Here is a 24,964-nt window from a genome sequence, read left to right as displayed (position 1 = left end):
ATGAAATACGGGTTTACATTATTACCAATTGTGTGTATGATATTGTTGCTGGGATGTGAGCAGGAATTACCGCTTCCCCGTACAAACGGCGCTCCCAGGGCGGTGGTTTACAGTGAGCTGGTTGCCAATGGTATTCCCGAGGTGCGTGTAGGCAAAAGCAAGCCCGTATCCGGCCCTTATCTTGATAATGGCTTTCAGCTGGTGGACAATGCCAATGTTCAACTGATGGATAAGAACGGAACATTGCTGGAAACCCTCACCTATGTGAATGACTCTTCTAATCCAATGAGCGTTTACCGGGGTAAAATAAAGCTCGATGCAGCCAGGAACTATAAACTACAGGTAGATGTACCATCGCTCAAACCCATTACCGCCATGGCTACTATCCCACCTCCATTCAGGGTGGAATTACTGGATACCCTGCGTTCACTGCTGAATGGTCGCCCGGTACTACGTTTTCATTTCACCGTATATCCGTTACCGGGAGTAAAACAATATATAGTCATGGAAGCGCTGAAACAGAGTGTAGATGTAGATACCACGTTCATGTACCAGGGGGTGAGATACCGTAAAAGCGAGCAGGAAACATTGTACGAGCAGGTGAAAAATTCACCCGGCGCAAATGCCAGGAAAGACAGCTTTTTCCTGAACGACTATCTCCGTATTCCCTGCTATACACAGGATGAAAATGCAGACAATAATCAGGTGGGTGGCCTAAACGAAAATTATAACAGCATCCTGTTTACCCAGGCGGGCAAACCGTTAACTACTTATTTCTACATCAACGCTACGGCACTCAGTACCAATCCGGAGGACGCGATTCCACCTGTAGGAAGGGTGCTGGTATATGTAAAATCTGTTTCCAGAGAGTATTATGATTTCCTGCTTACCTACGAAAAAGTGAAGCGCAATCCGGGGCTGAACAGCCTTATACAGGCTATTCAGCTCAAAAGCAATACTACCGGAGGATTAGGTATTGTAGGTGGCAGCTATCAGAAGCTATACTATTTGTACTACGACAAACTTTAAAGAAGAGCCAAAAGCGAAAAGCAGAAAGCAAAAAGCTATTGAAGCGGATGATGATTGGATATTCGCTTCAATAGCTTTTTGCCTTCTGCTTTTCGCTTTCTGCTTACTTCACTTCATACACGTTATCTCCTTTATCAATATCTGCTGTCCAGGTACTGCCCAGGGTTACTTTTTTTATCTTTTTGGGAGATGGAAACGCGAGCGATACGGTTTTGTTTCCCTTTTCCCAGCAGGCAATACTCCGGTGTATTTTAGCGGTGCTGTTATCTTCAAATAACACCGTAATATCTACCGGTACCGGTTTGTTGCCCTTGGAGATGATCTCCACTACTCCCTGTTTCCCTTTTTGGGTGACGCTGCGGATACCGAGGTCCGGATAGCCATTATCGAAGAACCAGCTTTTCCAGAACCAGTCCATATTTCTTCCTGCGCCGGTATTCATGCAGTAAAAGAAATCATAGGGTTGCGGATGTTTGCCATTCCATTGAGATATATAATAATGCAAGGCTTTGAGAAAAAGACTGTCGCCCAGCATATCTTTTACGTACAGGTATCCCAGGGCTGGTTTGGGATAGGAATTGGTGACGTAGGCATCTGTTGTTTGATTGGAAGGCGTCATGATAGGCAGATCAGCGGCTTTACCTGCAACATAATTATAAGGCGCCATACCATAGTCATCGATGATGGTACTGTCTATGCAAGGTGAAATAATCCATTCCCCGATAGTAGCCCAGCCTTCATCCATCCAGGCATAGAGCGTTTCGTTGGTCCCCATATAAAAAGGAAAAATGGTATGAAATATTTCATGGTCCGTGAGTTCAATCGCCTGCGCTTTGTCTGCCAGGGGATTATCATTCACCATCATGGGATATTCCATCTGATCCAATCCATCGAACACGGTTTCGTGATTATACGGGAATGGCCATTTCGGAAAGTAGTGGCTTATTTTATCAACGGTGATGCGGGCGTAGTGTACCACATCAAAGAAATCGGCATGAGTGGCATTAAAGGCTACGTCAACGCGGGTACGTCTTTTCGTTGCTGCATCAACTTCCACGCTGGTAGCATTCCATAAGTAATGATTGCTGAGTCCTATCGCAAAGTCGGTCACGTGATTGGCTTCGTACCGCCAGGTTTGAGTGCCTTTACTCCGCGAGATATTACCCGCGCGAACATCGTTACTATCTATCACGGCAATGATATCATTGCTTTTTTCTGCAGCCGCAATGCGTTGTACATATTTATCATTGTATACCTCTGTGGTATTCTCCAGGTCGCCGGTAGCCCATACCTGGTAGCTGCCGGGAACTGTAATGGCTACACGAAAATCGCTGAAGTCGTTATAGAACTCCTGCGTACCAACATACGGGATCATATCCCAGCCGTTGACATCATCGTAAACGGCAATACGTGGAAAGAAGTAAGCGATGAAATAAGCGCCGGTATCAATAGCTCCTGTTCTGATATGTGTGTTTTCATTGAGGGTGTAGGAGAAGTCCAGGTCAAAACGGGCTGTCTGACCGGGATACAACGCAGGTATGCTTAGAGGCATATTCGTGCCCCGGGGGCGAACAGACATTGGTCTGTCGGTACCGTTTACCTTCATATTTTTGATAAGTACCCCATCTGTCAGATCATCCGGGGCAATGCCCATACTTCTGATGGCGCCCTTCTGATAAAGATTGGGAAACAATTTAAAGTTGACCATACTCAGGGTATCAGGACTGTTGTTGACATAGCTGATTTGTTCTGTACCTGATACAAGATTGGTAGCGGGGTCAAAAGTAACCCGGATATCATACACTGCTTTGTTCTGCCAATATTTGCTCCCCGGTGCGCCGGTGTAGGTGCGGGTTTGCTGATCATATGCCTTGCGGATGCTGAGCGGCATATATAATGGGGTCTGGGCGATGCCTTGCTGCGCGACTATCAGCAGCAGCAAAAAAATATAATATTTCCTCATAAGCTAATTAAAAGCGGTGGCTTCAAATGTAGGGAATTACCGGGAAAATGCACCGCAGACAAGCGCTTAATATGAATCCGGTCAAAATGGAGTGTGAGTCGTATCCGCAGGAACAATGGGGGCTTTTAAAGAGTCTGCAGCTGTGCGGAGGCTATCTGCCGGAGTTGCTGTACTATCTTTGCCCGTACCACCTTTGGAGGGTAAGGGAATAGTGGGTGCATGGCTGCGGCGTTTGGAGGAATAGCTGCTGGCAGCTCCCTGCCTTTGCATATCCTTCATTGTTTTTTTATCAAAGAGATATTTAGGATGCTTTTCGGGTCTTAGTCCCCGGTCAAATTGTGCCTCCGCCCCTACTGCGGGTGCCGTGTATATTTTCTGAGATGAATGACACGCAAAGAGCAATATGATAGCAATCAGTACCAGGTACTTCATGTAAGTGAGTATGAGCGTGAGTATAGATAAGGGACGGGGGGACAGGTATCTAACGAAAAAACGGGAATTTTATTTTCCCTTTCCATCGATTAGTTGTTGTTAATTCAAGACCACTGTATTAAATTTAGCGTAAATTCATTGGTTGTCATCCCCTTGTTCTAATATTTTATATCTTTAACCGCTATTTCAATCCCGATGAAAACCCTCCCGCAGGAGAGTCACGGCCACATTCGTTATTTATAACAAAGCACTATGAAAGTATCTACAACCAGCTTCCCAAGCGTTTTTGAGACCGCATTCGGAAACACAGAAAACTCAAGTAAGGACTTGCTCAATGGGTTAAAAATTAAAAAGGATGATACATGGTACCTGGTGGGCAATCTTGCCAGAAGAGGTGGTATCAATCCTGGCAGGGTTACCAATGCGGCGCCCAGTGAAGAGGATTATGAAATACTGTTCAAAGCTGCTTTGCTGAATACCATTGATAAAGTACAACAACCCATCGCACTGACAGTTGGCTTTCCGTTCTCTACCTATAACATTTACAAAACAGCTGCGGAACAGTTTTTAAGTAAAAGACATTTCCTGATAGACTACGATACACAAACTTACAATACCAAAGGTTCTTTCAAAAAGGCCATGTTTGATATTGAAAAGTATGAAGTCATCCCTGAAATTGTGGGTGGCATCATTGGTTTAAAGAAAACCATCAATGAGCCTCAACTGGATAATTTCATAGCTATCAGCTTTGGATTCGGCACTATCGAAGGTGGTATGGCTACCGGCGATGGTTTGATTCACCGCACCTGCTTCAGCTCTCATGGTATCCGTTATGCGATTAATAATCTTACCCGTGAGCTCAACCAGAAGCATTACCTGGAAATGAAAAATGAACACCAGGTGGATGACGCCTTTATGAAAGGCTCCATCTTCACTAACCGCAAGCGTATTGATCTGCGGGATATGCGTAAAGGTGTGCTGACCCAATATTACAAAGAGGTGGTATCTCCCCTGATGCGTAGTTACTTTACGGATCTGGATTTTGAAACCTGCGAAAAAATATACCTGATGGGTGGCGGCGCCCACTATCGTGAGCTCACCGATGCTTTTGTAGAAGAGTTCCGTGATTTTATTCCGGTAGAAGTAGCACCTGAGCCTGAAAAACTCATGAGTATCGGCTATCTTTATAACTCATTAAGAATTTCAGATAACAAACCACAGCGAAGTGTAGGTCTGGATCTTGGTAACTCCAGCTCCATTGTTTCTACTTTTGACGATCAGGCACAACATACACCCGGCACAACACCGAATACTAATCCTAATCCCATCACCCTCTAATTTTTACGTGTGATCAACGTCAGACATATTTTCCGAAATATAATTGTTCCCGGAGCTTTCCGTATCCCTAAAACAGTATCCGTGAATGGCAGCATTGATGCTTCCGTTTCTGGTCGGATAGATGGCAATGTGCGGGGCGATGTAAAGACCAGTGGTAAACTGGTAGTGAGTGAAACGGCAAGTATACGCGGCCACATTTATGCTGCCGACCTGGTAGTACATGGAAAAGTGTATGGCGATGTTTACATCAGTAATAAAGCACATATCAGCAATAAAGCCCTGGTAAAGGGCGATGTAAATGCGATGGTGCTTGAAATAGAGGAAGGCGCCGTAGTAGAAGGAGCTATCCGCAAAAATGTGCTGCCGGTACAAAAAACCGAACACGCCACCGAAGCGGAAGAGTTAAAAATATCTGCACCGGCAGACGTTGCCGGTCCGCATGAGGAGGAAGAACAGAATACCAGCTGGTTCTAACCTGTCTGCCAACAATGGAACTTTATTAAAAGGGCTGTTTCTTAATAAGAAACAGCCCTTTTACATTTTCAGTTTCGTAGCACCATACCCGTTACAGGGCTATCATAAGTGTCAGTATCTCTTCTTTTTCAGCGGGTCCAGTAACTGTGCCAGCCCATTCATTTTAATCACCAGCATTGTTTCCAGGAGCATACCTAACTTACCCTGCGGAAAGCCTTTGCGCTGGAACCATTCCAGGTAGCTTACAGGAAGGTCGCAAAGGATTACGTCTTTATATTTACCAAATGGCATCTTCATCACTACTAACTGTTGCAGCAACTCCGGATCGGGCTGTGACATCTCCATAAAAAAATCAGGATTTATAATTAAGGTACAAATTTAAATTATAAATCTGTTTTCGCGGGCTTCTTCGTATTTTGTAGATGCTCAAAATAAATCCCGCATGAAAAATTACCTGTTTCTGCTACTTATCATTTTCTTTATAGGATGTGTGCAACCCGGTGGTAAAATCAGTCTTGCCAACGCCAATACCGTAGTAGTAAAAGATCTTTTTGAAGCATTCAATGCACACGACTGGCCCCGGCTGGCCGGCTGTTACAAGGATACGGCTACTTTCCTGGATCCTTCTTTAGGCCTGGAACCGGTGCAGCACACCCGCGCTCAGACGATCAAAAAATACCAGGAACTACAGCAAATGTTTCCGGATATTCATGACGAAGTCGTGAATATGTATGGCGATAAAAATCATATCACCGTTGAATTTGTTTCTTCCGGTACCGGTCCTGATGGCAAAAAATGGCACCTTCCTATTTGTACCGTCTTTACAGTAAACGATGGTAAAATAGTAACCGACAATACCTATTACGATAATAGTCACTAATTAATTATTTCTTTAGTAGTCCGGCATTGTCCAGGGCTGTAGATACCTGCGCCGCAAAGGATTTGGCAAAAGATTCCAGGCTATTGGGATTATAGGTTTCCGACTGCCCGGACCATACCAGTTTGCCATCCTGTGATAAATCATACAGGTTACTTTCCAGGAAATATGTTTTATCTGTGGTGTAATAACCAGGAGAGTAAACTGCTCCATACATATGTCCGTAATATCCCCAAAAGCGGCCATACCAGCCATAAGCGGGATAAGGCGCATAGGACATGGTGCCTGGTACATATCTCGACTGTGATTCCTTGTTCACAACAGAAACGGTTAATATGGAAGTATACCCGGCCGCTTTCATTTTTTCAGCCGCGGCGGTTTTGTCGGCATCGCTTTCAGGATTGAATTTGGGTGGAAAAATATCCAGACCACGGCCGGCTGACACGCCGCGCTTTTGCAGGGCTTCGGTCATTTTAGCTTCTACCATTTGTTGTGCGCCTACATTAGATGTAAGAGCTGCCACCAACATATTATGATATCCTCCCGCCGGCGCTTCCGGTGCTTTCCAGGTACCTGTCATATGCACCGTTGTACCACATGCCCCCAATAATAATATAGCGCCGAACAGCGCTGAAGTGATGATTGCTTTCATAGAATTTGTTTTATCGGAACCTGACTGGTTGCTCCAGAACAACAAACCTGCGCGGCAAAAGGTTTAACCACAGCTGCTTATAACCTTCTCAGCCATATAACAGGAATAAAGTGTACATTAGTAGTCTTCCATCATGATGTATATGGCCCCTAACAATAACCGGGATATAACTACCCTGTTGCTTGTGGATGACGATCCGGATGATCAGGAATTTTTCAAGCTTGCCCTTCAGGCTGTAAGGGAGAAGATATCCTTTGCGGCGGCGGGTAACGGACAGGAGGCGTTGGATCAGCTGACAGCAGAGATCTGCACACCTGATCTGATATTCCTGGATATGAATATGCCTTTAATGAATGGGCTCACCTTTTTGCAGAAAATAAAGGCCTCTGCCACCCTCAAACACATTCCTGTTATCATTTATTCTACCAGTGATGAACCTCATGAAATGAGCATGGCCAGGTCTATGGGCGCTATTGATTTCATTACCAAACCTACTAAGTTTGCGGAGCTTTGCCAGCTGCTACACGAAAAGCTGGCTCTACATGCGAATGCCTGAGTATAATTTTTACCGGAAATTATCCCGCCTTTACCGGAAAATGCGGGCTGTCCGCCCCCCGGCTATTTCCCCCCTCTTTTGCCCCTTCTACATTTGTATAAAATACGATACAGATGTTTACGGCTATCCTTTCACTGACTTCCATTTACCTCACCATACTGCATATGATTTATCATTATGCTACCAGCAGAACTAACCTCTTTCCTTTTAACCACACCAGCCATTCCGCCATGCAGGAGCGACTGGGAGAACTGGTAGTTTCATTTCTGCTGCTCTTTCTACCACTGCCATCTGTACTGCTGCACAGTCGTTTATGGCCAGCCGTTACCACGTTCTTAACCGGTCTTTCCGCCGCAGAAGAATGGCGTACCTGGCAGGAACTGTATGCCTCCAATACGGAGAAAGCGTGGAGAAAAACAGCACAGTTAACTATTCGTCCTTAGCAGCCATGCGACGGGCATAGGCTACCCTATAAAATTCATACCCCTGCTCCCCACGTTCCGGTAAATACCGCTCCCGGTATTCCGCCGCCCCCAGATCCTCTTCCAKTTTAAAATCAAACGACTCCAGGTAAGCTGGCAAGGCTGCCGGATCAAAGCCAAAGGTCCATTGCTCTTCCAGGCCGGCTACATCCTGCAACAACTTCTCTCCCCCATAAAAGGCCGCCGGATCATCCAGTATCTGCTGATGCACATACGTAAAAATGACGGCCGAACCGGGCGCAAAACGCCTTAAAAAAGCAAAGGTGCTGTCTATCGCCTCTTTATTGAGGTAGTTCGTTACCCCTTCCCAGATGATGGCGGTGGGCAACGTAAAATCGAAGTTGTTTAATGCTCCCAGCTGATCCAGGCTTTGCTTATTGAAATCTATCTGATAATAAAATACCCTGGCCGGGATTTTATGTGCGCGGAGTTTAGCCAGCTTATAGGCAGCAGTATTGGGATGATCAATCTCTACCACCTTAACCTGTTCCAGGAATGGCAGGCGTAATCCGCGGGTATCAAAACCAGCCCCCAGGATAAATACCTGTTGTGCTCCATCCCTCACCGCCCGCTGTAGCAGGTCATCAATATATTTCGTACGTGCGATACCGGAGGATAATGCGCCGGGGATCTTTCTCCTGATAATGCTTTCTGCAATAGCTCTCCAGCCTGGAATACGGCATAGCCAAACCCCTGTTCTCAGTCCTCCATCCAGAAACCAGGTGGCAAAAGGGTCTGTAAAAAGTCGTTGGTCTTTTGGGCGGGTAGTTTCTAATGCCCTGAATAAGGCCATGTATTGGGCTGTTCTACTCGTCACATTAGCTTTCATGGATTATAATTTACAAGGGATAATAGTAACTGGTCATCAATTTAGTTAAAAATTATGATTACTTATATTCCTCATAAGACCAACAACTGGCCGTATAAATGGCATGGTCTCTCCCGGGCTAAAAAGAAAAAATGGCCTCAAACAGATCAATTTTGCGATTATTTCAAAAAATTACCTATTTTTAGAAAATATTCTAAATTGCGTTGCGAAAATGAGCCACTCATTAAATATTGACAAATTAGACCTACAAATCATCTCGGAAATGTCAACCGATGCCGGGATCTCTTATGCGGAATTAGGAAAAAAGCTGTTCGTTTCCGGCGGTACTATTCATGTCCGTATCAAAAAGCTGCATGAAATGGGCGTCATCAAGGGCACCCGTTTACAGGTAAATCTGCGTGCCATCGGATACGATGTGCTGGCCTTCATTGGCATTTACCTGGAGAAAAGTTCCCTGTATGAAAATGTAGCAAAACAATTATTAAAGATCCCGCAGATTGTCCGGTTAAACTATACTACCGGCTCCTACAGCATGTTTGCGGAAATCATTTGTAAAGACAGCGGAGAGCTACGTAAAATTCTGCAGGATGACCTGCAACATATCAAAGGCATAGAACGCACAGAAACGATCATTTCGCTGGAAGAAAGTTTTTCCAGGCCGATAAATGTGAGTGAAGTTATATAAAACGGAATTCCTTGTTTACCAGCGCTGCTCCTTAGCAGCGCTTTTTTAATTGCTCTACATCAAGATAAGTAATCCCATCAATGAAAAGTTAAAGTAGTAACGGTATCAATCTTTACGCAAAATTTAGTACTAGCTTCCGGTTAAATAATTGACTACCATATGAAGCACTACCTACTTCCTGTAGCAGTACTATTTTTTTTCTCCTGCAAACCGGTACCGCCAAAGTCATACTACACGGGGCTTTACAGCATCAAGGCTTATGACAGCACCCGCTCATTTGATAAAAAATTACGGCCGGTAAAAATTGATCTCTTTTATCCGGCAGCCAAAATATCCGGTACTGTTCCGCTTAGTTATGGTGACATCCTCGATATGGCGGCACTGCGACTGGATTATAGTTTACCTAAAGACAGCTGCCACCTGGAAAGCCAGCAAATTGCAGACGCGATTACGCAGGAATTCAAGCTGGACAGCGCCAGCCGCGTATTTCATTATAATACAGAAGTATACCCGGCACCACTACCGGCCAGGGATAAACGAAAATATCCGGTAATCATTTATGCTGCCGGCATGAATGGCAGTAGCTATGAAAACATCAGTTTGTTCCATCAGCTGGTACAGCAGGGTTACATCGTAGCCGCTATCAGTTCCGTTGGACTTTACCCTGGCTATATGAGCGCAGCTGTTGACCTGGAAGAACAGGTAAAAGATATCCTGTTTACCCGGCAGCAACTATTGCAGCTACCACTGGCTGATACCTCCCTCATAGGTTTGCTCAGCTGGAGTATGGGAGGTAGTGCCATCACCAAAGCAGCAATGCAGTCTGCTGATTTCAAATGCCTGTTATCTTTTGATGGCACAGAAATACACCGCTACGGCGAAGATGCGGAATGGGACAAGATGTACAACGAGATGACACGTATCCCCTCCGTACTTCCGGAAAAAATTAAAATTCCCTATTGTTATCTGAGTGGCGCCCATCCACCTAAAGTAGATTCTATCTACGATGTACAACAACACAGCGCGGCCTCTCCCAAATATTTTATGCAATTTAAACAAGCGAGGCATGAAGACTTCTCTTCCATGATCAGCATTGCGGAGCAGGTGCAGCCTGCGTTGGGAGATGTTCATAAAAAAAGGCAGGAGGTAATCCGGAACCTTACCGGGATGTTTTTCGATGAATACCTAAAAGGCAATACAGGGTTACATTTTGGTAAACATATCGACTCTCTGATCAGCAGTTACCCGGCGGAATATAGTAAGGGATACTAACCAGTATACTATCACTTTCACCTGGTTACCGCTGCAGGTAATATTGATGTGGTGGGTCTGGATCTATGCGCGGAAGGCCCGCGCCGAAAAGAAAAACGCTTCAGGCGGGAAATAGCCTGAAGCGTTGCTTCTTATTCTGCGGCCAGTTTCCTGACATCGCGGGTACCGGCATACAGTTCGTACTCCAGCAGGCGACAGTCGATGGTACTGTTATAGAATTCTATTCTGCGTTTCGCTTTCAGTCCTATTTTCTTTGCCAGTTCGAGGTTACCGGTGAAAACGTAGCCATGATAGCCACCACATTTCTGCTTCATGAAGTCCCCGATACGACCGTACGTTTCTTCCAGGTCTTCAATTTCCCCGAGGCGCAAGCCATATTCAGGGTTCATGTATACTACGCCGGCAGCGCCTTCCGGCACTTCTGTGCTGGCGAAGTCGCATACGCGGAACTCAATCATATCTTCCACACCGGCAGCTTTCGCATTTTTACGGGCGTTGACGATGGCCATGTCACTCAAATCTGTAGCAATGATGCGCAGCTCCGGTACTTCCACGATCTGTTTTTCCAGCAAGCCTCTTTCGGCCAGGTAGATAGCCTCATCGAAACCCTGCAGGTGCATGAATGCATAGTTTTCACGGAAAAGTCCGGGACGGCTGTTAGTAGCGATCAGCGCAGCTTCAATAGCTACCGTACCGGAACCACACATGGGATTAACGAAAGGTGACTTACGATCCCATTTGCTGGCCAGGATGGTGGAGGCAGCCAGCGCTTCCAGCATTGGGGCGCGGCCAGGTATTTTACGATAACCGTGGCGGGCCAGAGAATCGCCGGTGGTGTCTACAAATATTTCCGCATTTTCATTTTTCCAGAACAGGTGAATAACGGCGCCGGTTAGTTCCGCACCGGTAGATGGACGTTTACCGGTTTTTTCCCGCATACGGTCTACTACAGCATCTTTCACGCGCAGGTTGGCGAACATGCCGTTATTGATGGATTCATTCTGCACATTGCTGGTAATAGAGAAATAGCCGTTTTCCGGAAGCACTGTTTCCCATGGATAGGTATGCAGGTGGCTGTATATTTCATCTGCATCCAGTGCCTCGAATTGTTTCAGGCTGTATAATACCTGGCTGGCGCAGCGCAGGTTCAAATTAAGGCGGATACATTCATTGAGGGAGGCATTCAACCGTACACCGGTCACGAATGTTTCTTCCACAGTAAATCCCAGATCTTTCACTTCCTGCTCCAGGAAGGGTGTCAGGCGTTTGTTACAGGTGATGGTAACGGTTCCCTTTGTTGTATATAATGACATAAGGCGGCAAATTTACCAATCTTTATGATAATCCCCTTGCATTCCTTAATTTAACCACCTCATTTATATCCCTGCACATATGCGATATTATATTTCTCTGTTATGGATGATGATCATTTATCTGCCACTGCAAGCCCAGGTAAAGGCGAAGCTGGTACGTAATACCCTCATCATGCCGGTACCTGTAACCCGCTCCAGTCATGCTTCTACTATTACCGCCCTCCCCGATGGCAGTTTGATGAGCGCCTGGTTTGGTGGCCGGGAAGAAGGTAGTAAAGATGTGGTGATATGGGCTTCGCTCTATAAAAAAAACAAATGGCAGGCACCGGTGAAACTGGCAGATGGTATTATAAACGATACACTTCGCTATCCCTGCTGGAACCCCGTATTGTTCCGTACCAGGGCTGGTTTACTCTGCCTGTTTTATAAGGTTGGTCCTAATCCACGGGAGTGGTGGGGCATGGCGCGGTACAGCCGTGATAACGGCGTTAGCTGGTCATCTCCCGAAAAACTGCCGGAGGGCATACTGGGGCCCATTAAAAACAAATGTATTCAATTGCCCGATGGACGCCTGTTGCATCCTTCCAGTACAGAAAGTGTGAAAGGCAATATATGGATATCACATATGGAAATCAGTGACAGCACAGGGCATCAGTGGCAGAAAATAAACATTCCCTGCGATACTTTCGGCGTAATACAACCCACCATCATTACCCTTGCCGGGGGCAGGTTACAGGCGCTTTTCAGAAGCAGGCAGGATGTGATTGCCAGCAGCTGGTCTAACGACAACGGCTCTACGTGGACACCGGTAACCGGTTTATCTTTATTAAATCCCAACTCCGGTATTGATGCTGTTACCCGGCCGGATGGCTTACAGGTGCTGGTATACAATCCGGCCCCCAGTGGTAAAGACTGGTCCAATGGCCGCAATGAGCTGCGGGTAGCTGTCTCAAACGATGGCATGCAGTGGCAGGATGTATATGTGCTGGAAAAACACAAAGGCGGCGAATACAGCTATCCTGCTATCATCGCCGCCTCAAATGATTTGGTGCATATTACCTATACGGATGACCGGAAGAATATCCGATCAGTTACTTTGCAACTGAAATAACTGAAATAAAGATCAGTTCCATATTTCGTTGGCTGCAGTCAGTATCACAGGTGCCTGGTCAGTGACTACAATGGTATGTTCATGCTGGGCTACAAAACCTCCTTTATTCCCCACCAGCGTCCAGCCGTCATTGGACTGGTTGGCAAAGGAAGAGGTAGTAGATATAAAGGTTTCTATGGCCACTACGGCATTCTTTTTAAAGCGGGTTCTGTTGAAACGTACATAGCAGTTGAGAATATCATCCGGTGCCTCATGTAAACTTCTGCCCACGCCATGTCCGGCAAGGTTGCGGATAACGGTATATCCTGATTTCCGTGCCTCTGTTTCAATGAGTTTGCCTACATCTGCCACGCGGGTACCGCCTTTGATATACTGAATCGCTTTGAACAGAATAGCTTTGGAAGCATCTACCAGGGCCTGGTGCTGATGGATATCCTGCCCGAGAACAAAGGAGCCACCATTATCCGACCAGTATCCACCCAGTTCTGCAGATACATCGATGTTCACCAGATCGCCTTCCTGCAGGATTTTTTTCTCAGAAGGAATGCCATGTGCAATTTCATTATTCACACTGATACAAGTCCAGCCGGGAAAGCCATAAGTCAGCTTAGGCGCTGATTTAGCACCTAATTTATTTAAGATCTCTCCACCGAATTCATCCACCTCTCTGGCCGTCATGCCTGGTTTAGCATAATGCCTCATTTCTTTCAGCGTGATAGCTACTGCTTCGCTCACCCTTTTCATGCCAGCGAGTTCTGCTTCTGTAGTTATTGACATATTTTTTTCTTTAAAAGTAGCGAAAATAGCTTTTAGCTGTTAGCTATTAGCTTATCATAGCTGTTAGCAGTTAGCTTTTAGCTGTTAGATTATCATATGTTGTAAGTAGCCGTTAGCCGTTAGCTGTTAGATTATCATATGTTGGTAAATAGCCATTATCATATGTTGGTAAATACAGCGAAGACTAACAAATGATAATCTAACAGCTAAAAGCTAACTGCTCACATCAGTATCCCCCATTCATCATCACGTTCCGGGTAATCTTTAAAGCGTTCGTCACCGCCTCTGTCTTTCCAGTCGGAGTCAATCACCAGTTTGGAGCTGATACCTCCTCTGGGATTACAGATCAGCGTAATCCGCAGTCGATCTGCCTCGTACACTTCCATCATGTGATCATAGATGATATTAATGAGACGCTCATAGGATACAATGATATCACGCAGGTGATATACGTATAGCTTGAGCGACTTCAGTTCTATGATCCTACCCTTTGGGTAGAAGGTGATGTACAACTTGGCAAAATCCGGCTGTTCGTGCATCCCCAGAAAAGTAAACTCCGGCACCTTTATCTTCATCTCATACTTTTCCTTGGAGGGGTTGGGCAATCCTTTCAGGATTGTTTTATCAATTTGTTGATAAAGCTTTTTAGTCATAGTTGATTTGTGATTGATAGGTGGCGGCAAAAATAATATCTCTCTGACTCAATTGCCGTTACAATCTACACAAGATAAGATTTATTGAATATATTTTGGCGGTACCTCATCTGTCAGCCAAACCCCGTTGACGGATAAATAAAACGGAATACCATCCCGATGCATTTGTCCGCTGAGTATCCTGAGTATTTTGGCCGCTCCTCTCCTGTTGCCTACACTTGTTGCGGTGTCCAGGTTTTCGGAGAGATGCACATGATGCCGGTTCATCTTTTGCAGACCACGAGCCCTGATCTCCTGCATAAATTTAGGAACGGTGCCGTGATATAAAAATTCTGGCGGTGTGGCCAGCGGCAGGTCCAGTGCTACTTCCAGGGAATGTCCCTGGTTGGCTCTTATCCGTGTTTTATCTTCATTAAATGAAAATCGCTGCTTATCATTTTCTGCCACCACTGTTTCCAGTTCCGCAAAAGTAAAGCGTTGTCCATGTGCCTGACATTGTTTAAGCAAGGTGGCTACATCTGCCCAGCCATGGGCGTCCAGCGTCAGCTGTATTTTTTCCGGGCTATGCCGGAGAATAAGACTCAGAAATTTACTGATCGATTTAATGTTCATGTTATTTAAGTTGATCCCGTACTACCATGAGTGCATAACCCAGGAGGTTATGTCCACGCCATTTGAGGGGATTTTCCACGTGTTCGTTACCGGCAGCCATGCCTATACCCCATATACGGTCCATAGGACTGGCTTCCACCAGTATGCGATCCTGTGTGTTTATTAAAAAAGTTTTCAACGCCGGATGTTGTGAAAATTTATGATAATTACCGGTTACTACCAGGTCAAATTTGTGTGCATCCCAGGTAGCGGCATCAAAATTTTTCACTTGCCGGCCCAGCTTCTTTGCCTGATCGGGAGTACTAGCCTGCAGCACTTTTTCCAGGATATCCTGATCTCCGAAAAGTTGCGCTTTACCGGCCATCATCCAGTGTTCAGCTGTTTTGTAGGTGAGGTCGTTTACTTTAAAAGCAGCCGGCCACCACTGACTGAAACAGCTCTGGGTAACACTTCCATCGGCTGCTGCACGATGGCCCCAGAAAAACAGGAATTTTATTTTTTCTTTGGCTTCATATTTAGCGATCAGCCATTCGTTGTTATATTTCATTGTACTGAAATTTATGGTGGAAGGCATACCGGTTCTGTGCTTTCGCTGAAGCATCATACACGGCGAATACCACGTTAGCAAATGCGTTTTTAAAGACTTCATTTTCCTGAAGGTGATGCGCAAACCACTGGGCTACTTCTTCAGCGCTATTGCGGAAAACACCGCAGCCCCATGCGCCCAGGATCAGGGTCGTTTGTTTTTGTACCACGGCTACAGAGAGTAACTTCTCTATTCTGCCAAGCATGACTGCTGCAATTTCGTTGAGCCGTTCGGCTTCATTATTCCTGATGGCGCCTGCATTAGCCGCTGGTGCGGTGATCACAGATACACAGTAAGGCTGATCCAGCAATGCATCCCGATCATCCCGGAAAACGGGCACCAACGGGGAATAGATCATATTATCTGTATACAGGCAGGTATGATAAGCACGGTTGATATCATACATGGCCTGTTTGGATTTCAGACAGGCGTATAGTCCGCTGGCTCTTGACAGCGCTTCTTCCTGTGCCTGTGCTCCTCCAAGAAAACCACCTCCGGGATTTTTTGCAGAGGCAAAGTTCAGACAGCAAACATCCGTCATTCCTTCTTCCACAATCAGGCGCTGTGCAGCTGCAAAGGTAGTTTCAGCAGTAACTGTGATGTTGGTATTATATGGTGTAGCGGCTTTCAGCTGCTGATCTCTTTGTGCAAATACAGTGGTAAAGTCTTCCGGACGGTAATGGATCGTATTGATGATCGCCTCCTGTAATGCAGCACTGATATCTACCGATTCATTGCTGCTGTTATGATATCGACCTGCCTCCATTATATTCAATGTATCGTATGCAATGGCTGTTCGTTTATTTCTGTTCATGTCGTTGCTGTTTGCATCAGGATGTCGTGAATTTCCGGTGGGGTTAACCATTCCATCTTACCTGATAGGGTTCAATATTTGTTTACGTCAATATGACGCAAAGTAAAGAAATAATTATTTATCTGCCATATTTTTTTTCCGGGAGATGGGAATGCAGGAAGGTAACGGAGACGCAGGAAGGTTTACAGGGGATGGTTTGTAGTAAGTAGGAATATTTGGGAAGATAGACAAACACGCAGTTGGTGAATTTCCCCGTTACTTTTTTATCTTGATAAAAAAATACCGTGTAACCGCCACTGTTAGTATTAACTTAAGAGAAGCAAATTCTGAACATGGAAAAATATTTAGTCCCGATAGGCATACTGTTACTCTCTAATATAGTGAGTTATGGGCAATCCCCTACCACCCCTGTTACACCTGAAAATATTATCATTCATCCCGGCGCCACGCTTGCAGTAAAGGATAGTACTTTAAGAAAACAGGTTCGGGCATGGTGCCTCTACCAGGCGGATTCGGCCAACTATAAAAAGGTGAAGGTGCATCCATCGGCTGCTTATTTTCCAGGGGCAGTGAAAGCCGGCGCCCTGGCCATCACCCGTACCGTAAACATACAGCATCATAAAATGCCGGACAGTTATGTTCCCGTTCTATCGCGGCTGCAGTTCTCCGGTGTTTTTGATGACAATCTTTACAGCACAGGCCTATATGCGCCGGCAGGGCAGGTTATTACCATCCGGATGCCAGACTCGCTGAAGGATAAAAGTATCTCCGTGCAGATAGGTTGTCATACTGACTTTCTGGGATACTGGATGGCCTGGGAAGAAGACTGGCGACGGATGCCCTACATAGTAAGATCAAATCCACTGAACAAGGCAACCGTGAAAGTGGTCAGTCCCTTTGGCGGGCTGATATACATCCGTGCCAATCCAAAATCAGAAGGCTGGGAAGGCAGCTTTACCATTAGTGGCGGCGTAACCGCTCCCATGTTTGTACTGGGTAAAACCACGATGGAAGAATGGAAGGAACAGCTGAAAAACAATAAGGCACCCTGGGGTGAGTTGATGTCGGATCAGATGATTCTGACGCTGCCGGATACGATATTACAAAAAGTACAACAACCGGATTCCGTCATGGCGCTCTGGAACCTGATCGTAGCGGGTGAAATGGAGCTGGCACAAATCCCTCAACCGGTATACCGTCCGCAGCGGATGGTTATTGACGAACATCTTGCCGGTGGTGCACTTCACAGTGGATATCCAATTATGGCGCATCACTCTCCTTCCACCGGGCAGTTTTCTGCCGATGTGATGATCAATCCCGGCCAATTACTTGTTCCCAGTGAGGGCGGCGCCAACTGGGGCTTCTTCCACGAGATTGGCCATAACATGCAGAATATCGATTGGGTATTTGGCGGTACCACTGAGGTAAGCTGCAACTTCTTTTCCCTGTACATGTTCGACCGGCTGGTAGGTGGACGTAACGGTGCTCACCCGGGTGTTTCCAATCAAAATACCGAACTGATGATGCGCAAGTATTTCAGTAAAGGCGCCAACTATGATACATGGCAACAGGATCCATTCCTGGGACTGATTATGTTCCGGCAGTTGCAGGAAGCCTTTGGCTGGGAATCCTTCAAAACATTCTTTCGCCGATACCATGAGCTGGCCAGGAAAGACCCGGAGGGAAATTATATTAAAACGGATGAGCAGAAACGCGACCTGTGGGCAAAAACATTTTCAGAGGTAACCGGGCGAAATGTAGCGCCATTCTTTGAAGCCTGGGGAATTCCCATCAGCAACACCGTGAAAACGGAATTAAGCGCATTGCCTGGCTGGATGCCGTATAATTTCCCGGAGAAGTATTAACTGAACAGACCTGGCTTGATGATGTAGGGCTATATTATATTAAAGACCACTGGTAAACACCAGTGGTCTTTTTCTTGTTAACAATAAGAGAGGGAAAAATAAATTTGGTATTCAATTGTACACAATCTAATTTTGCACAATAAATATGAATACCTCATGGCAACAATTGAAAAATTATACACGGCACAGGCTACCGCAACAGGCGGCAGAAACGGACATGTTAAATCTTCAGACGGCGTATTAGACCTCGATGTAAGAATGCCCAAGGAATTAGGTGGCAGCGGTGGCGCTTACAGCAACCCGGAGCAGCTTTTTGCCGCAGGTTATGCCGCTTGTTTCGACAGCGCCCTTAACCTGGTGATCAGAACACAAAAAGTAACTACCGGTACCACTACCGTTATTGCCAATGTTAGTTTGGGTAAGAACGATAACGGCGGATTTGGATTAGCGGTAAAATTACAGGTAGCAATACCAGGCGTAGACCCGGAAGTAGGAAAAGAACTGATTGAAAAGGCACACCAGGTATGTCCTTATTCCAATGCTACCCGCGGTAATATAGAAGTTGAGTTAGCACTGATTTAAACCTTCATCACATGCAAGTATTGATTGTATTGACATCGCACAGCGAGCTCGGTAACACCGGTCACAAAACCGGGTTCTGGGTAGAAGAATTTGCCGCACCCTATTATGTGCTGGCAGATGCAGGCGCAGAAATAACGCTGGCCTCCCCTAAAGGCGGACAGCCACCCATTGATCCGAAAAGTGAGCTGGCCGAATTTCAGACGGCAGACACCAATCGTTTCAAACAGGATGAAGCGCTGCAGAAAAAGTTGGCACATACCGTGAAACTGAATGAAGTAAATGCAGAAGACTATGATGCGGTGTTTTACCCGGGTGGTCATGGCCCCTTATGGGACTTAGCCGGTGATCCCAGCTCCATTGCGCTCATTGAAGCATTTTACAAACAGCATAAACCGGTAGCATTTGTTTGTCACGCACCGGCAGCACTGGTGAAAGTAAAAGGACCCGATGGTGAACCATTGGTAAAAGGTAAAGAAGTGACTGGCTTTAGTAATACAGAAGAAGAGGCAGTGCAACTCACCAACGTAGTACCATTCCTGTTAGAAGATGAATTGAAGAAACTGGGCGGTATTTACAGCAAGGGCAACGACTGGCATCCTTACGCTTTAAAGGACGGTTTACTGATCACAGGCCAGAACCCTGCTTCCTCTTCAGAAGTTGCAAAAATATTAATCGAAACATTAGCTTAATTTTGCGTTGTTAAATTATCGATATTGAAACAACTGAAATTATCAAATCAGCTCTGCTTTTCGTTATACGCATTATCAAGGCTGGTAACTTCACACTACCAGCCTTTTTTAAATGCGATAGATCTCACCTACCCGCAGTATCTCGTGATGCTGTCGCTGTGGGAGTATGAGCTGCTATCCGTAAAAACACTGGGCAACCTGTTGATGCTGGATTCCGGCACCTTAACACCTTTGTTAAAAAGGCTGGAAAGTAAAAAGTTAATTAAACGTGTGCGCAGCAAAGAAGATGAGCGTATTGTAAATATCCACTTAACAGAAACCGGTGCACAACTGAAAATGCATGCGGCGGATATTCCGGAGAAAATCAGTTGCAGCATGGGTTTTACCACGAAGGAATATGATACACTGAAGCCGATGATTAGTGAGATATTGAAGAGAAATGAAGCGCAATAAATCATTCATCCATTTTGATGTGAATGATCTTCCATCTATAAATCATACTTTTTATTATCACCTGATATAAATGAAAAAGGCCATCCGCTTATTGCGGATGGCCTTTTTCATATTGTTTTCTGATTGTTTACTGCACCTTATAAGCATCATTCTGTTCCATATTCTTATTCGCATTCATTTCTGATTGCGGAATAGGCAGGATCGTTCTTTTATCTGTTTTGTCAATGGCAATACTTCTGCCGGAAAGATATTTGGTAAAACCCAGTTTATTACGGGTAAGGTCGAACAAACGATGACCTTCAAAAGCAAGCTCCTTGCGGCGTTCATTAAGTACTATGGCTTTCAGCGCATCACCCGTGGCGGTAGTGGCTGTCCAGTTAGCATCTGCACGACCAGCAACAACGTCAACATCGGCAGCTGCCAGTCCATCCAAACCCTGATGAGCACGGGCTTCGGCACGTGTCAGGTACACTTCTGCGAGACGGATCACTCTTACCGGCTCTTCATAACTGGTATTATTCGTATACTTCGTGATCAGGTAAGCGGGGTTCTCACCGTTCTTACGGGAACCTTTAGTAACGAAAGCACGTCTTGCATCTGTAGCAGTATACGTTTTATACAAGTCTTCTGTTGCCAGTCCATCGCCATAGCTACCGGACTGCCAGTAGAAATTCACCAGCGCATCACTGTCCAGGTTATCCAGGATGTTGTACTGGATTTCGAAGATAGACTCCACGCTGTTCTGCTTCCTGGAATCATCTGCCATAGTTGCGCGCGGCAGCAGGGAGTATCCTCCTTTTTTGATCACATCTGTTGCCAGCGAATCGGCAGCTATCCAATCGCCCTTATACAGCTGCACCCTGGATAACAGTGCTTCCGCGCCATAGTAGCTCATTCTGCCACGCATGGATGATTTGAAACCAACAGGGGATCTTGTCATCAGCGTCATTGACTTATTAAAGTCTGCAATGATCTGCGTATATACTTCTTTAGCGGTATTCCTTTTAGGGGCGATGATCTGCGTGTTGTCGATACCACTCTTTATCACCAGCGGCACACCCAGGTGTGAACCATCGGCGGTGTAATTATAAGGCATGGCATAAAACCGCATCAGGTCAAAATAAGCCAGGGCACGCAGCGCGTAAGCCTCTCCGATAATAAACTGTGCTTCTGCTTTGTCCAGATCCGGATAATCGTTGGCCTCCGCTTTGCTGATGAGCAGATTAGCATTTACTACAACGCGGTACAGCTGTTTCCATAAATCACTGGCTACGCCATCGGTCACGGTAACAATATATTGATCGTAGCTCAGGTAACGTTTCTGATTTACACTGCTCACAAACACGTTATCACTTAACAGGTCCGGCAGTACTACAGCATGACGACCATAATAGGTAACCGCCTGCATCAGAGAGTAGGTGCCGGTGATGGCGGCACGTGTTCCGGGCAGGTCTTTAATCGCCAGGTCGGCATCCGTTTGCTGCTGCGGATCTATTTCCAGGAAACTTTTTTTGCAGGATGCCGATAACAGCAAACCCGCTATGGCATATATGTATATTGACTTTTTCATGTTAGTTGAATTTGAAGATTAAAACCTGATATCGATTCCCAGCACCACTGTTTTATAAATCGGCGCATTCTGATCTGCCTGACCATCTATACCTACTTCAGGATCAAAATTCATACGTTTATCTTCTACATAAGTGAACAGGTTACTTGCTTTGGCATATACTCTTACACCGCCCATGTGCGCGGCTTTCATCATGTATGCAGGCAGGTCGTAAGACAGGGATACATCGCGTAAACGGATGTAGTTGCCACTGTAAAGGAAACGGGTAGAGCTATAGCCGCCAGATTGCGTGCCTTTATATACCACCTTGGGTACATCGGTGATATCACCTTCTTTCTGCCAGCGGTGCAGGTACGTATACCTTGGCAAACTGGAAGCACCATTCAATGGAGATGCACCGTCGCCATTGGCATTAGATCCCCAGTTGTCATATACTTTGTTACCATAATTAAAGAATACCAAACAGCTTAAAGAAATGCCTTTATAACTGAAGGTATTGGTTAAGCCGCCAAAAAACTCAGGCAAAGCACTACCCTGATCATATTGTACCGCATTGCCATATACGTTAGTGGTTTTGGTTTTAGTGGCATCCGTATACCAGAGGGATTCTCCGGTTTTAGGATCTACACCGGCATATCCTTTCACATAGATCTGGTAAAAATCACCGCCTACATGACGATCGTAGATATCAGAAATGATAGGGCTATTCAATGCAGTCACCTCGTTCTTTAAAGTAGAGATATTAAAGCTGGTATTCCAGGTGAACCCCTGGTTGCGGGATACAATGTTCTGCGTATTTACCTGGAATTCCCATCCACTGTTTTTCATCTCACCCACATTTGCATACAGGCTGCTGAGACCATTGGTAGCAGAAATCGGCATATCCAGCAAAAGGTCGGTTGTTTTACGCGTGTAGTATTCTACGGTACCGGTTATACGATTTGCCAACAAGCCAAAGTCGAGCCCCACGTTAAATGGTTTGTTCTTTTCCCAGGTCAGGTTGCTGTTGCCGTATCTCGAAAAATAATAGCCAGGGCTTTGGTTATAATCTGTACTGCTATACAAGGCACGGGAAACAAAATCACCGATGTCCTGGTTACCATTTACACCGTAGCTGGTGCGGATGCGCAGTTCTGATACAGCACGTACGGATTTCATAAATGCTTCATCTGCTATATTCCACGATGCACCTATTGACCAGAAATTACCAAATCTTTTTGCACTGCCGAAACGGGAAGAACCATCGCGGCGCATGGAAGCACTCAGGTAGTAGCGGGATTTAAAGTTATAACCGGCGTTGGCAAAAAATGAATTGAGGGAGTTGGCCGTTTCGTTGGATCCTGCTGCTGTAGCAATAGCGGCATTATCCATGGTATAGGTGCCTGGCAGAAAATTCTGTGCTCCTGCATTGTTACCTCCTGCACTTACTTTCTGTGCTTCATAACCCAGGTAAGCGTTTACACTGTGTTCGCTAAAGTCTTTATTAAAGCGGAGAATACTGGTATTTACCCAATTGAATGTTTTGTAGGTAGAATAGGTGCCTTCGCCGCCATTGGTACGTGCGGTACCAATGCCGCCTTTATAAAATATCTGTACATCATTGTAATTGAAGTCGATGCTGGACTGGTTTTCCAGGCTGAGTGATTTTGTGAAATCATATTTTGCGCTGGCGTTTCCTACTGCACCGTAGTCGGAGCGCATATTCCAGTTTTCTTTCACTACAGCCAGCGGATTATATTTATTCAGGTAGCTGAGGTCATAAGTACCATCTGTGCCAAACACGCGCAGCCAGGGCATATAGCGTTTGTACATACGTACCGGGTTACCATTGGATCCTGCATCTGATTGCTCACGACGCTGACGGTAACTCAGCTGCACGCCTAATTTGAAGGATAATTTATCGGTGGCCTTATTGCTGATTTTAAAGTTACCGGTAGCGCGTTTGAATTCGCTGCCTTCCAGGGCCGCCTTGCTGGTATAGTAACTGCCGGAACCATAGAAAGTCGTTTTATCTGTTCCGCCGCTGGCAGAGAGATCGTATTGCTGGAACTGGCCGTTGCGGGTCAGCACATCAAACCAGTCTGTGTTTACGGTAGTATCAATACCGGCTGTTTTAAGTTCAGACTGAAAATAGTTTTCGTCTCTGCCTGCATTCTTCACTCCTTCTCTCAACAGTTCTATCATCTCTGTGGTGTTCAGGGGATAGAGATCTTTATTTAAGGTTACTTTATTGAATCCAAACTGGGAAGAAGCGTTGAATTTTGTTTTACCGCTTTTCCCTTTTTTGGTGGTGATGAGTACTACACCATTTGCTGCGCGGGAGCCATAGATAGAGGCGGCGGCCGCATCTTTCAGCACTGTGAAGCTTTCGATATCGGCGCTATTCAGGCTGCTAACGCTCGTAGCGGCCAATGGAATACCATCTACCACATACAGCGGAGAGCTACCGGCGTTTACGGAACCTACTCCCCTTACACGGATATCCGGCGCAGCTCCTGGCTGACCGGTACCACTGGTCGCCATCACGCCCGCTACATTTCCCTGCAGGTTTTCCTGCACAGAAGCCCTCGGAGAGCCCTGAAAGGCGTCTGCCTTCAACGTGGCAGCAGAACCGGTGAAGCTGGAACGCTTCTGGGTACCATAGGCCACCACTACTACTTCGTTGAGTGGATTCAGGCCATCAGGCAGCGAAAGATTCACTAGCGCTTCCTTACCGCTGAGTGTAACTGTTTTAGTGGCTTTTTCAAAACCAATAGAAGATGCTGTAACGGTGTAACTACCTTCTTTCAGGCCTTTGATCACAAATACGCCTTCTGTATTGGTAGTAGCGCCATGAGAAGTACCGGACAAATGTACCGTAGCTCCAACAACAGGCTCACCTTTAGCATCCGTTATCTTACCGCGAATAACGCCGTCTTCCTTTACCGCTGTTTCAGTGCCGGTAGCAGGTGTTTCGCTTAACGCGTTATAAATAATAAAGTGATCGTTCACTACCCGGTAATGCAGCGGCGTTCCGGACAGCAGCAGATCCAGCTGCTCTGCTATGGTACGGGTACCTTTAGGTATGCTGATGTTGTTGAACACAGCCACCTGCTCCTGGGTGTAAATAAAACGTACTTCTGCCAGGCGTTCTATGCGTGACAGGGCCGTTTTGAGCGACTCATGCTCTACACTCAGTGTAACCGTCGTCTTAGCCATGGTTTGCCCCTTGCCGGGAGCTGCCATCAGCAATTGTGTGCTGGTAAAAGTAATGACCGCAGCAATTACATTTAATCTCATAAAAAGCTTCAGTGTTCGTTGGTTGATAACCACTTTCCTGTGCCGGCACGGGGCATGACCCTGTGCTTTTG

26 protein-coding genes are annotated in these 24,964 nt (G+C 45.9%); 13 read left to right on the top strand and 13 right to left on the bottom strand.

The genetic code is table 11. The annotated features are described in order from the left end of the window. Positions 1 to 1,029 carry a DUF4249 family protein gene (locus AB4Z08_RS17140; RefSeq protein ID WP_441574986.1) on the top strand — a complete coding sequence of 343 codons (1,029 nt, stop codon included), beginning with the start codon at positions 1 to 3 and terminating at the stop codon, positions 1,027 to 1,029. A 103-nt stretch (positions 1,030 to 1,132) separates the two neighbouring features. On the opposite strand, the gene AB4Z08_RS17135 is transcribed toward AB4Z08_RS17140, so the two are convergent. Together AB4Z08_RS17135 and AB4Z08_RS17130 are read right to left on the bottom strand one after the other, a co-directional pair. Continuing rightward, positions 1,133 to 2,992 carry a M1 family metallopeptidase gene (locus AB4Z08_RS17135; RefSeq protein ID WP_441574985.1) on the bottom strand — a complete coding sequence of 620 codons (1,860 nt, stop codon included), beginning with the start codon at positions 2,990 to 2,992 and terminating at the stop codon, positions 1,133 to 1,135. An 81-nt stretch (positions 2,993 to 3,073) separates the two neighbouring features. After that, the gene (locus AB4Z08_RS17130) at positions 3,074 to 3,424 is read right to left on the bottom strand and encodes a hypothetical protein (RefSeq protein WP_441574984.1); all 351 of its coding nucleotides are present in this window, start codon (positions 3,422 to 3,424) and stop codon (positions 3,074 to 3,076) included. Between the two features lie 252 nt (positions 3,425 to 3,676). On the opposite strand from AB4Z08_RS17130, the gene AB4Z08_RS17125 reads away from it, so the two are divergent. Further along, positions 3,677 to 4,762, top strand: a complete 1,086-nt coding sequence (locus tag AB4Z08_RS17125) for a hypothetical protein (protein WP_441574983.1) — start codon at positions 3,677 to 3,679, stop codon at positions 4,760 to 4,762. Positions 4,763 to 4,771: 9 nt separating this feature from the next. Then, on the top strand, positions 4,772 to 5,236 hold the full coding sequence (locus tag AB4Z08_RS17120) for a bactofilin family protein (RefSeq protein WP_441574982.1): 465 nt from the start codon (positions 4,772 to 4,774) through the stop codon (positions 5,234 to 5,236). Positions 5,237 to 5,347: 111 nt separating this feature from the next. Here the strand turns inward: AB4Z08_RS17120 and AB4Z08_RS17115 are convergent, their stop codons facing one another. After that, complete coding sequence (locus AB4Z08_RS17115; protein WP_133809618.1) at positions 5,348 to 5,581, bottom strand: DUF3820 family protein; 234 nt, start codon at positions 5,579 to 5,581, stop codon at positions 5,348 to 5,350. 97 nt (positions 5,582 to 5,678) lie between these two features. On the opposite strand from AB4Z08_RS17115, the gene AB4Z08_RS17110 reads away from it, so the two are divergent. Beyond that, the gene (locus AB4Z08_RS17110) at positions 5,679 to 6,116 is read left to right on the top strand and encodes a nuclear transport factor 2 family protein (protein WP_441574981.1); all 438 of its coding nucleotides are present in this window, start codon (positions 5,679 to 5,681) and stop codon (positions 6,114 to 6,116) included. Between the two features lie 4 nt (positions 6,117 to 6,120). On the opposite strand, the gene AB4Z08_RS17105 is transcribed toward AB4Z08_RS17110, so the two are convergent. After that, positions 6,121 to 6,765: a hypothetical protein gene (locus AB4Z08_RS17105; RefSeq protein WP_441574980.1), complete on the bottom strand. Its 645-nt coding sequence runs from the start codon at positions 6,763 to 6,765 to the stop codon at positions 6,121 to 6,123. A 142-nt stretch (positions 6,766 to 6,907) separates the two neighbouring features. Between AB4Z08_RS17105 and AB4Z08_RS17100 the strand changes: the two genes are divergently transcribed. Then, complete coding sequence (locus AB4Z08_RS17100) at positions 6,908 to 7,321, top strand: response regulator (RefSeq protein ID WP_441574979.1); 414 nt, start codon at positions 6,908 to 6,910, stop codon at positions 7,319 to 7,321. A gap of 113 nt (positions 7,322 to 7,434) precedes the next feature. Further along, entirely contained in the window at positions 7,435 to 7,764 is a 330-nt protein-coding gene (locus AB4Z08_RS17095; RefSeq protein ID WP_441574978.1) for a hypothetical protein, read from the top strand. On the opposite strand, the gene AB4Z08_RS17090 is transcribed toward AB4Z08_RS17095, so the two are convergent. After that, positions 7,751 to 8,632 carry a class I SAM-dependent methyltransferase gene (locus AB4Z08_RS17090; protein ID WP_441574977.1) on the bottom strand — a complete coding sequence of 294 codons (882 nt, stop codon included), beginning with the start codon at positions 8,630 to 8,632 and terminating at the stop codon, positions 7,751 to 7,753. The genes AB4Z08_RS17095 and AB4Z08_RS17090 overlap by 14 nt on opposite strands. Before the next feature lie 211 nt (positions 8,633 to 8,843). Between AB4Z08_RS17090 and AB4Z08_RS17085 the strand changes: the two genes are divergently transcribed. Both AB4Z08_RS17085 and AB4Z08_RS17080 read left to right on the top strand, forming a co-directional pair. After that, a complete protein-coding gene (locus AB4Z08_RS17085; protein ID WP_133809612.1) occupies positions 8,844 to 9,317 on the top strand; it encodes an Lrp/AsnC ligand binding domain-containing protein in 474 nt (157 codons plus the stop codon). A gap of 159 nt (positions 9,318 to 9,476) precedes the next feature. Beyond that, on the top strand, positions 9,477 to 10,589 hold the full coding sequence (locus AB4Z08_RS17080) for a hypothetical protein (RefSeq protein ID WP_441574976.1): 1,113 nt from the start codon (positions 9,477 to 9,479) through the stop codon (positions 10,587 to 10,589). A gap of 131 nt (positions 10,590 to 10,720) precedes the next feature. Here the strand turns inward: AB4Z08_RS17080 and AB4Z08_RS17075 are convergent, their stop codons facing one another. After that, positions 10,721 to 11,902, bottom strand: coding sequence for a THUMP domain-containing class I SAM-dependent RNA methyltransferase (locus tag AB4Z08_RS17075; protein WP_441574975.1), 1,182 nt, complete (start codon positions 11,900 to 11,902; stop codon positions 10,721 to 10,723). A gap of 79 nt (positions 11,903 to 11,981) precedes the next feature. Here AB4Z08_RS17075 and AB4Z08_RS17070 point away from each other — a divergent pair, with 79 nt between their 5' ends. Beyond that, positions 11,982 to 13,013, top strand: a complete 1,032-nt coding sequence (locus AB4Z08_RS17070; protein ID WP_441574974.1) for a sialidase family protein — start codon at positions 11,982 to 11,984, stop codon at positions 13,011 to 13,013. 12 nt (positions 13,014 to 13,025) lie between these two features. Here the strand turns inward: AB4Z08_RS17070 and map are convergent, their stop codons facing one another. The 5 genes from map to AB4Z08_RS17045 form a co-directional block, all read right to left on the bottom strand. Then, entirely contained in the window at positions 13,026 to 13,790 is a 765-nt protein-coding gene (gene map, locus AB4Z08_RS17065) for a type I methionyl aminopeptidase (RefSeq protein WP_441574973.1), read from the bottom strand. 221 nt (positions 13,791 to 14,011) lie between these two features. Then, positions 14,012 to 14,443 carry a preQ(1) synthase gene (locus AB4Z08_RS17060; protein ID WP_441574972.1) on the bottom strand — a complete coding sequence of 144 codons (432 nt, stop codon included), beginning with the start codon at positions 14,441 to 14,443 and terminating at the stop codon, positions 14,012 to 14,014. Positions 14,444 to 14,524: 81 nt separating this feature from the next. Further along, complete coding sequence (locus AB4Z08_RS17055) at positions 14,525 to 15,055, bottom strand: RNA 2'-phosphotransferase (RefSeq protein WP_441574971.1); 531 nt, start codon at positions 15,053 to 15,055, stop codon at positions 14,525 to 14,527. 1 nt (position 15,056) lies between these two features. Beyond that, positions 15,057 to 15,602, bottom strand: a complete 546-nt coding sequence (locus tag AB4Z08_RS17050; RefSeq protein ID WP_441574970.1) for an NADAR family protein — start codon at positions 15,600 to 15,602, stop codon at positions 15,057 to 15,059. Then, complete coding sequence (locus AB4Z08_RS17045) at positions 15,592 to 16,455, bottom strand: TIGR02452 family protein (protein ID WP_441574969.1); 864 nt, start codon at positions 16,453 to 16,455, stop codon at positions 15,592 to 15,594. The genes AB4Z08_RS17050 and AB4Z08_RS17045 overlap by 11 nt, the downstream gene beginning before the upstream one ends. Positions 16,456 to 16,787: 332 nt before the next feature. Here AB4Z08_RS17045 and AB4Z08_RS17040 point away from each other — a divergent pair, with 332 nt between their 5' ends. From AB4Z08_RS17040 to AB4Z08_RS17025, 4 genes are all read left to right on the top strand, one after another. Next, positions 16,788 to 18,320, top strand: coding sequence for a M60 family metallopeptidase (locus AB4Z08_RS17040; RefSeq protein ID WP_441574968.1), 1,533 nt, complete (start codon positions 16,788 to 16,790; stop codon positions 18,318 to 18,320). Positions 18,321 to 18,476: 156 nt separating this feature from the next. Next, positions 18,477 to 18,902 carry an organic hydroperoxide resistance protein gene (locus tag AB4Z08_RS17035; protein ID WP_441574967.1) on the top strand — a complete coding sequence of 142 codons (426 nt, stop codon included), beginning with the start codon at positions 18,477 to 18,479 and terminating at the stop codon, positions 18,900 to 18,902. Between the two features lie 11 nt (positions 18,903 to 18,913). Continuing rightward, positions 18,914 to 19,591, top strand: coding sequence for a type 1 glutamine amidotransferase domain-containing protein (locus AB4Z08_RS17030; protein WP_441574966.1), 678 nt, complete (start codon positions 18,914 to 18,916; stop codon positions 19,589 to 19,591). Between the two features lie 24 nt (positions 19,592 to 19,615). After that, positions 19,616 to 20,044, top strand: coding sequence for a MarR family winged helix-turn-helix transcriptional regulator (locus AB4Z08_RS17025; protein ID WP_441574965.1), 429 nt, complete (start codon positions 19,616 to 19,618; stop codon positions 20,042 to 20,044). A 127-nt stretch (positions 20,045 to 20,171) separates the two neighbouring features. Here the strand turns inward: AB4Z08_RS17025 and AB4Z08_RS17020 are convergent, their stop codons facing one another. Both AB4Z08_RS17020 and AB4Z08_RS17015 read right to left on the bottom strand, forming a co-directional pair. Further along, entirely contained in the window at positions 20,172 to 21,614 is a 1,443-nt protein-coding gene (locus AB4Z08_RS17020) for a RagB/SusD family nutrient uptake outer membrane protein (protein ID WP_441574964.1), read from the bottom strand. Positions 21,615 to 21,632: 18 nt separating this feature from the next. Then, complete coding sequence (locus tag AB4Z08_RS17015) at positions 21,633 to 24,893, bottom strand: SusC/RagA family TonB-linked outer membrane protein (RefSeq protein ID WP_441574963.1); 3,261 nt, start codon at positions 24,891 to 24,893, stop codon at positions 21,633 to 21,635. Positions 24,894 to 24,964: the final 71 nt, after the last annotated feature.

Source organism: Chitinophaga sp. RAB17 (assembly GCF_052114225.1).
Taxonomy (GTDB): domain Bacteria; phylum Bacteroidota; class Bacteroidia; order Chitinophagales; family Chitinophagaceae; genus Chitinophaga.
This window is presented reverse-complemented; position numbering and strand designations above follow the sequence as displayed.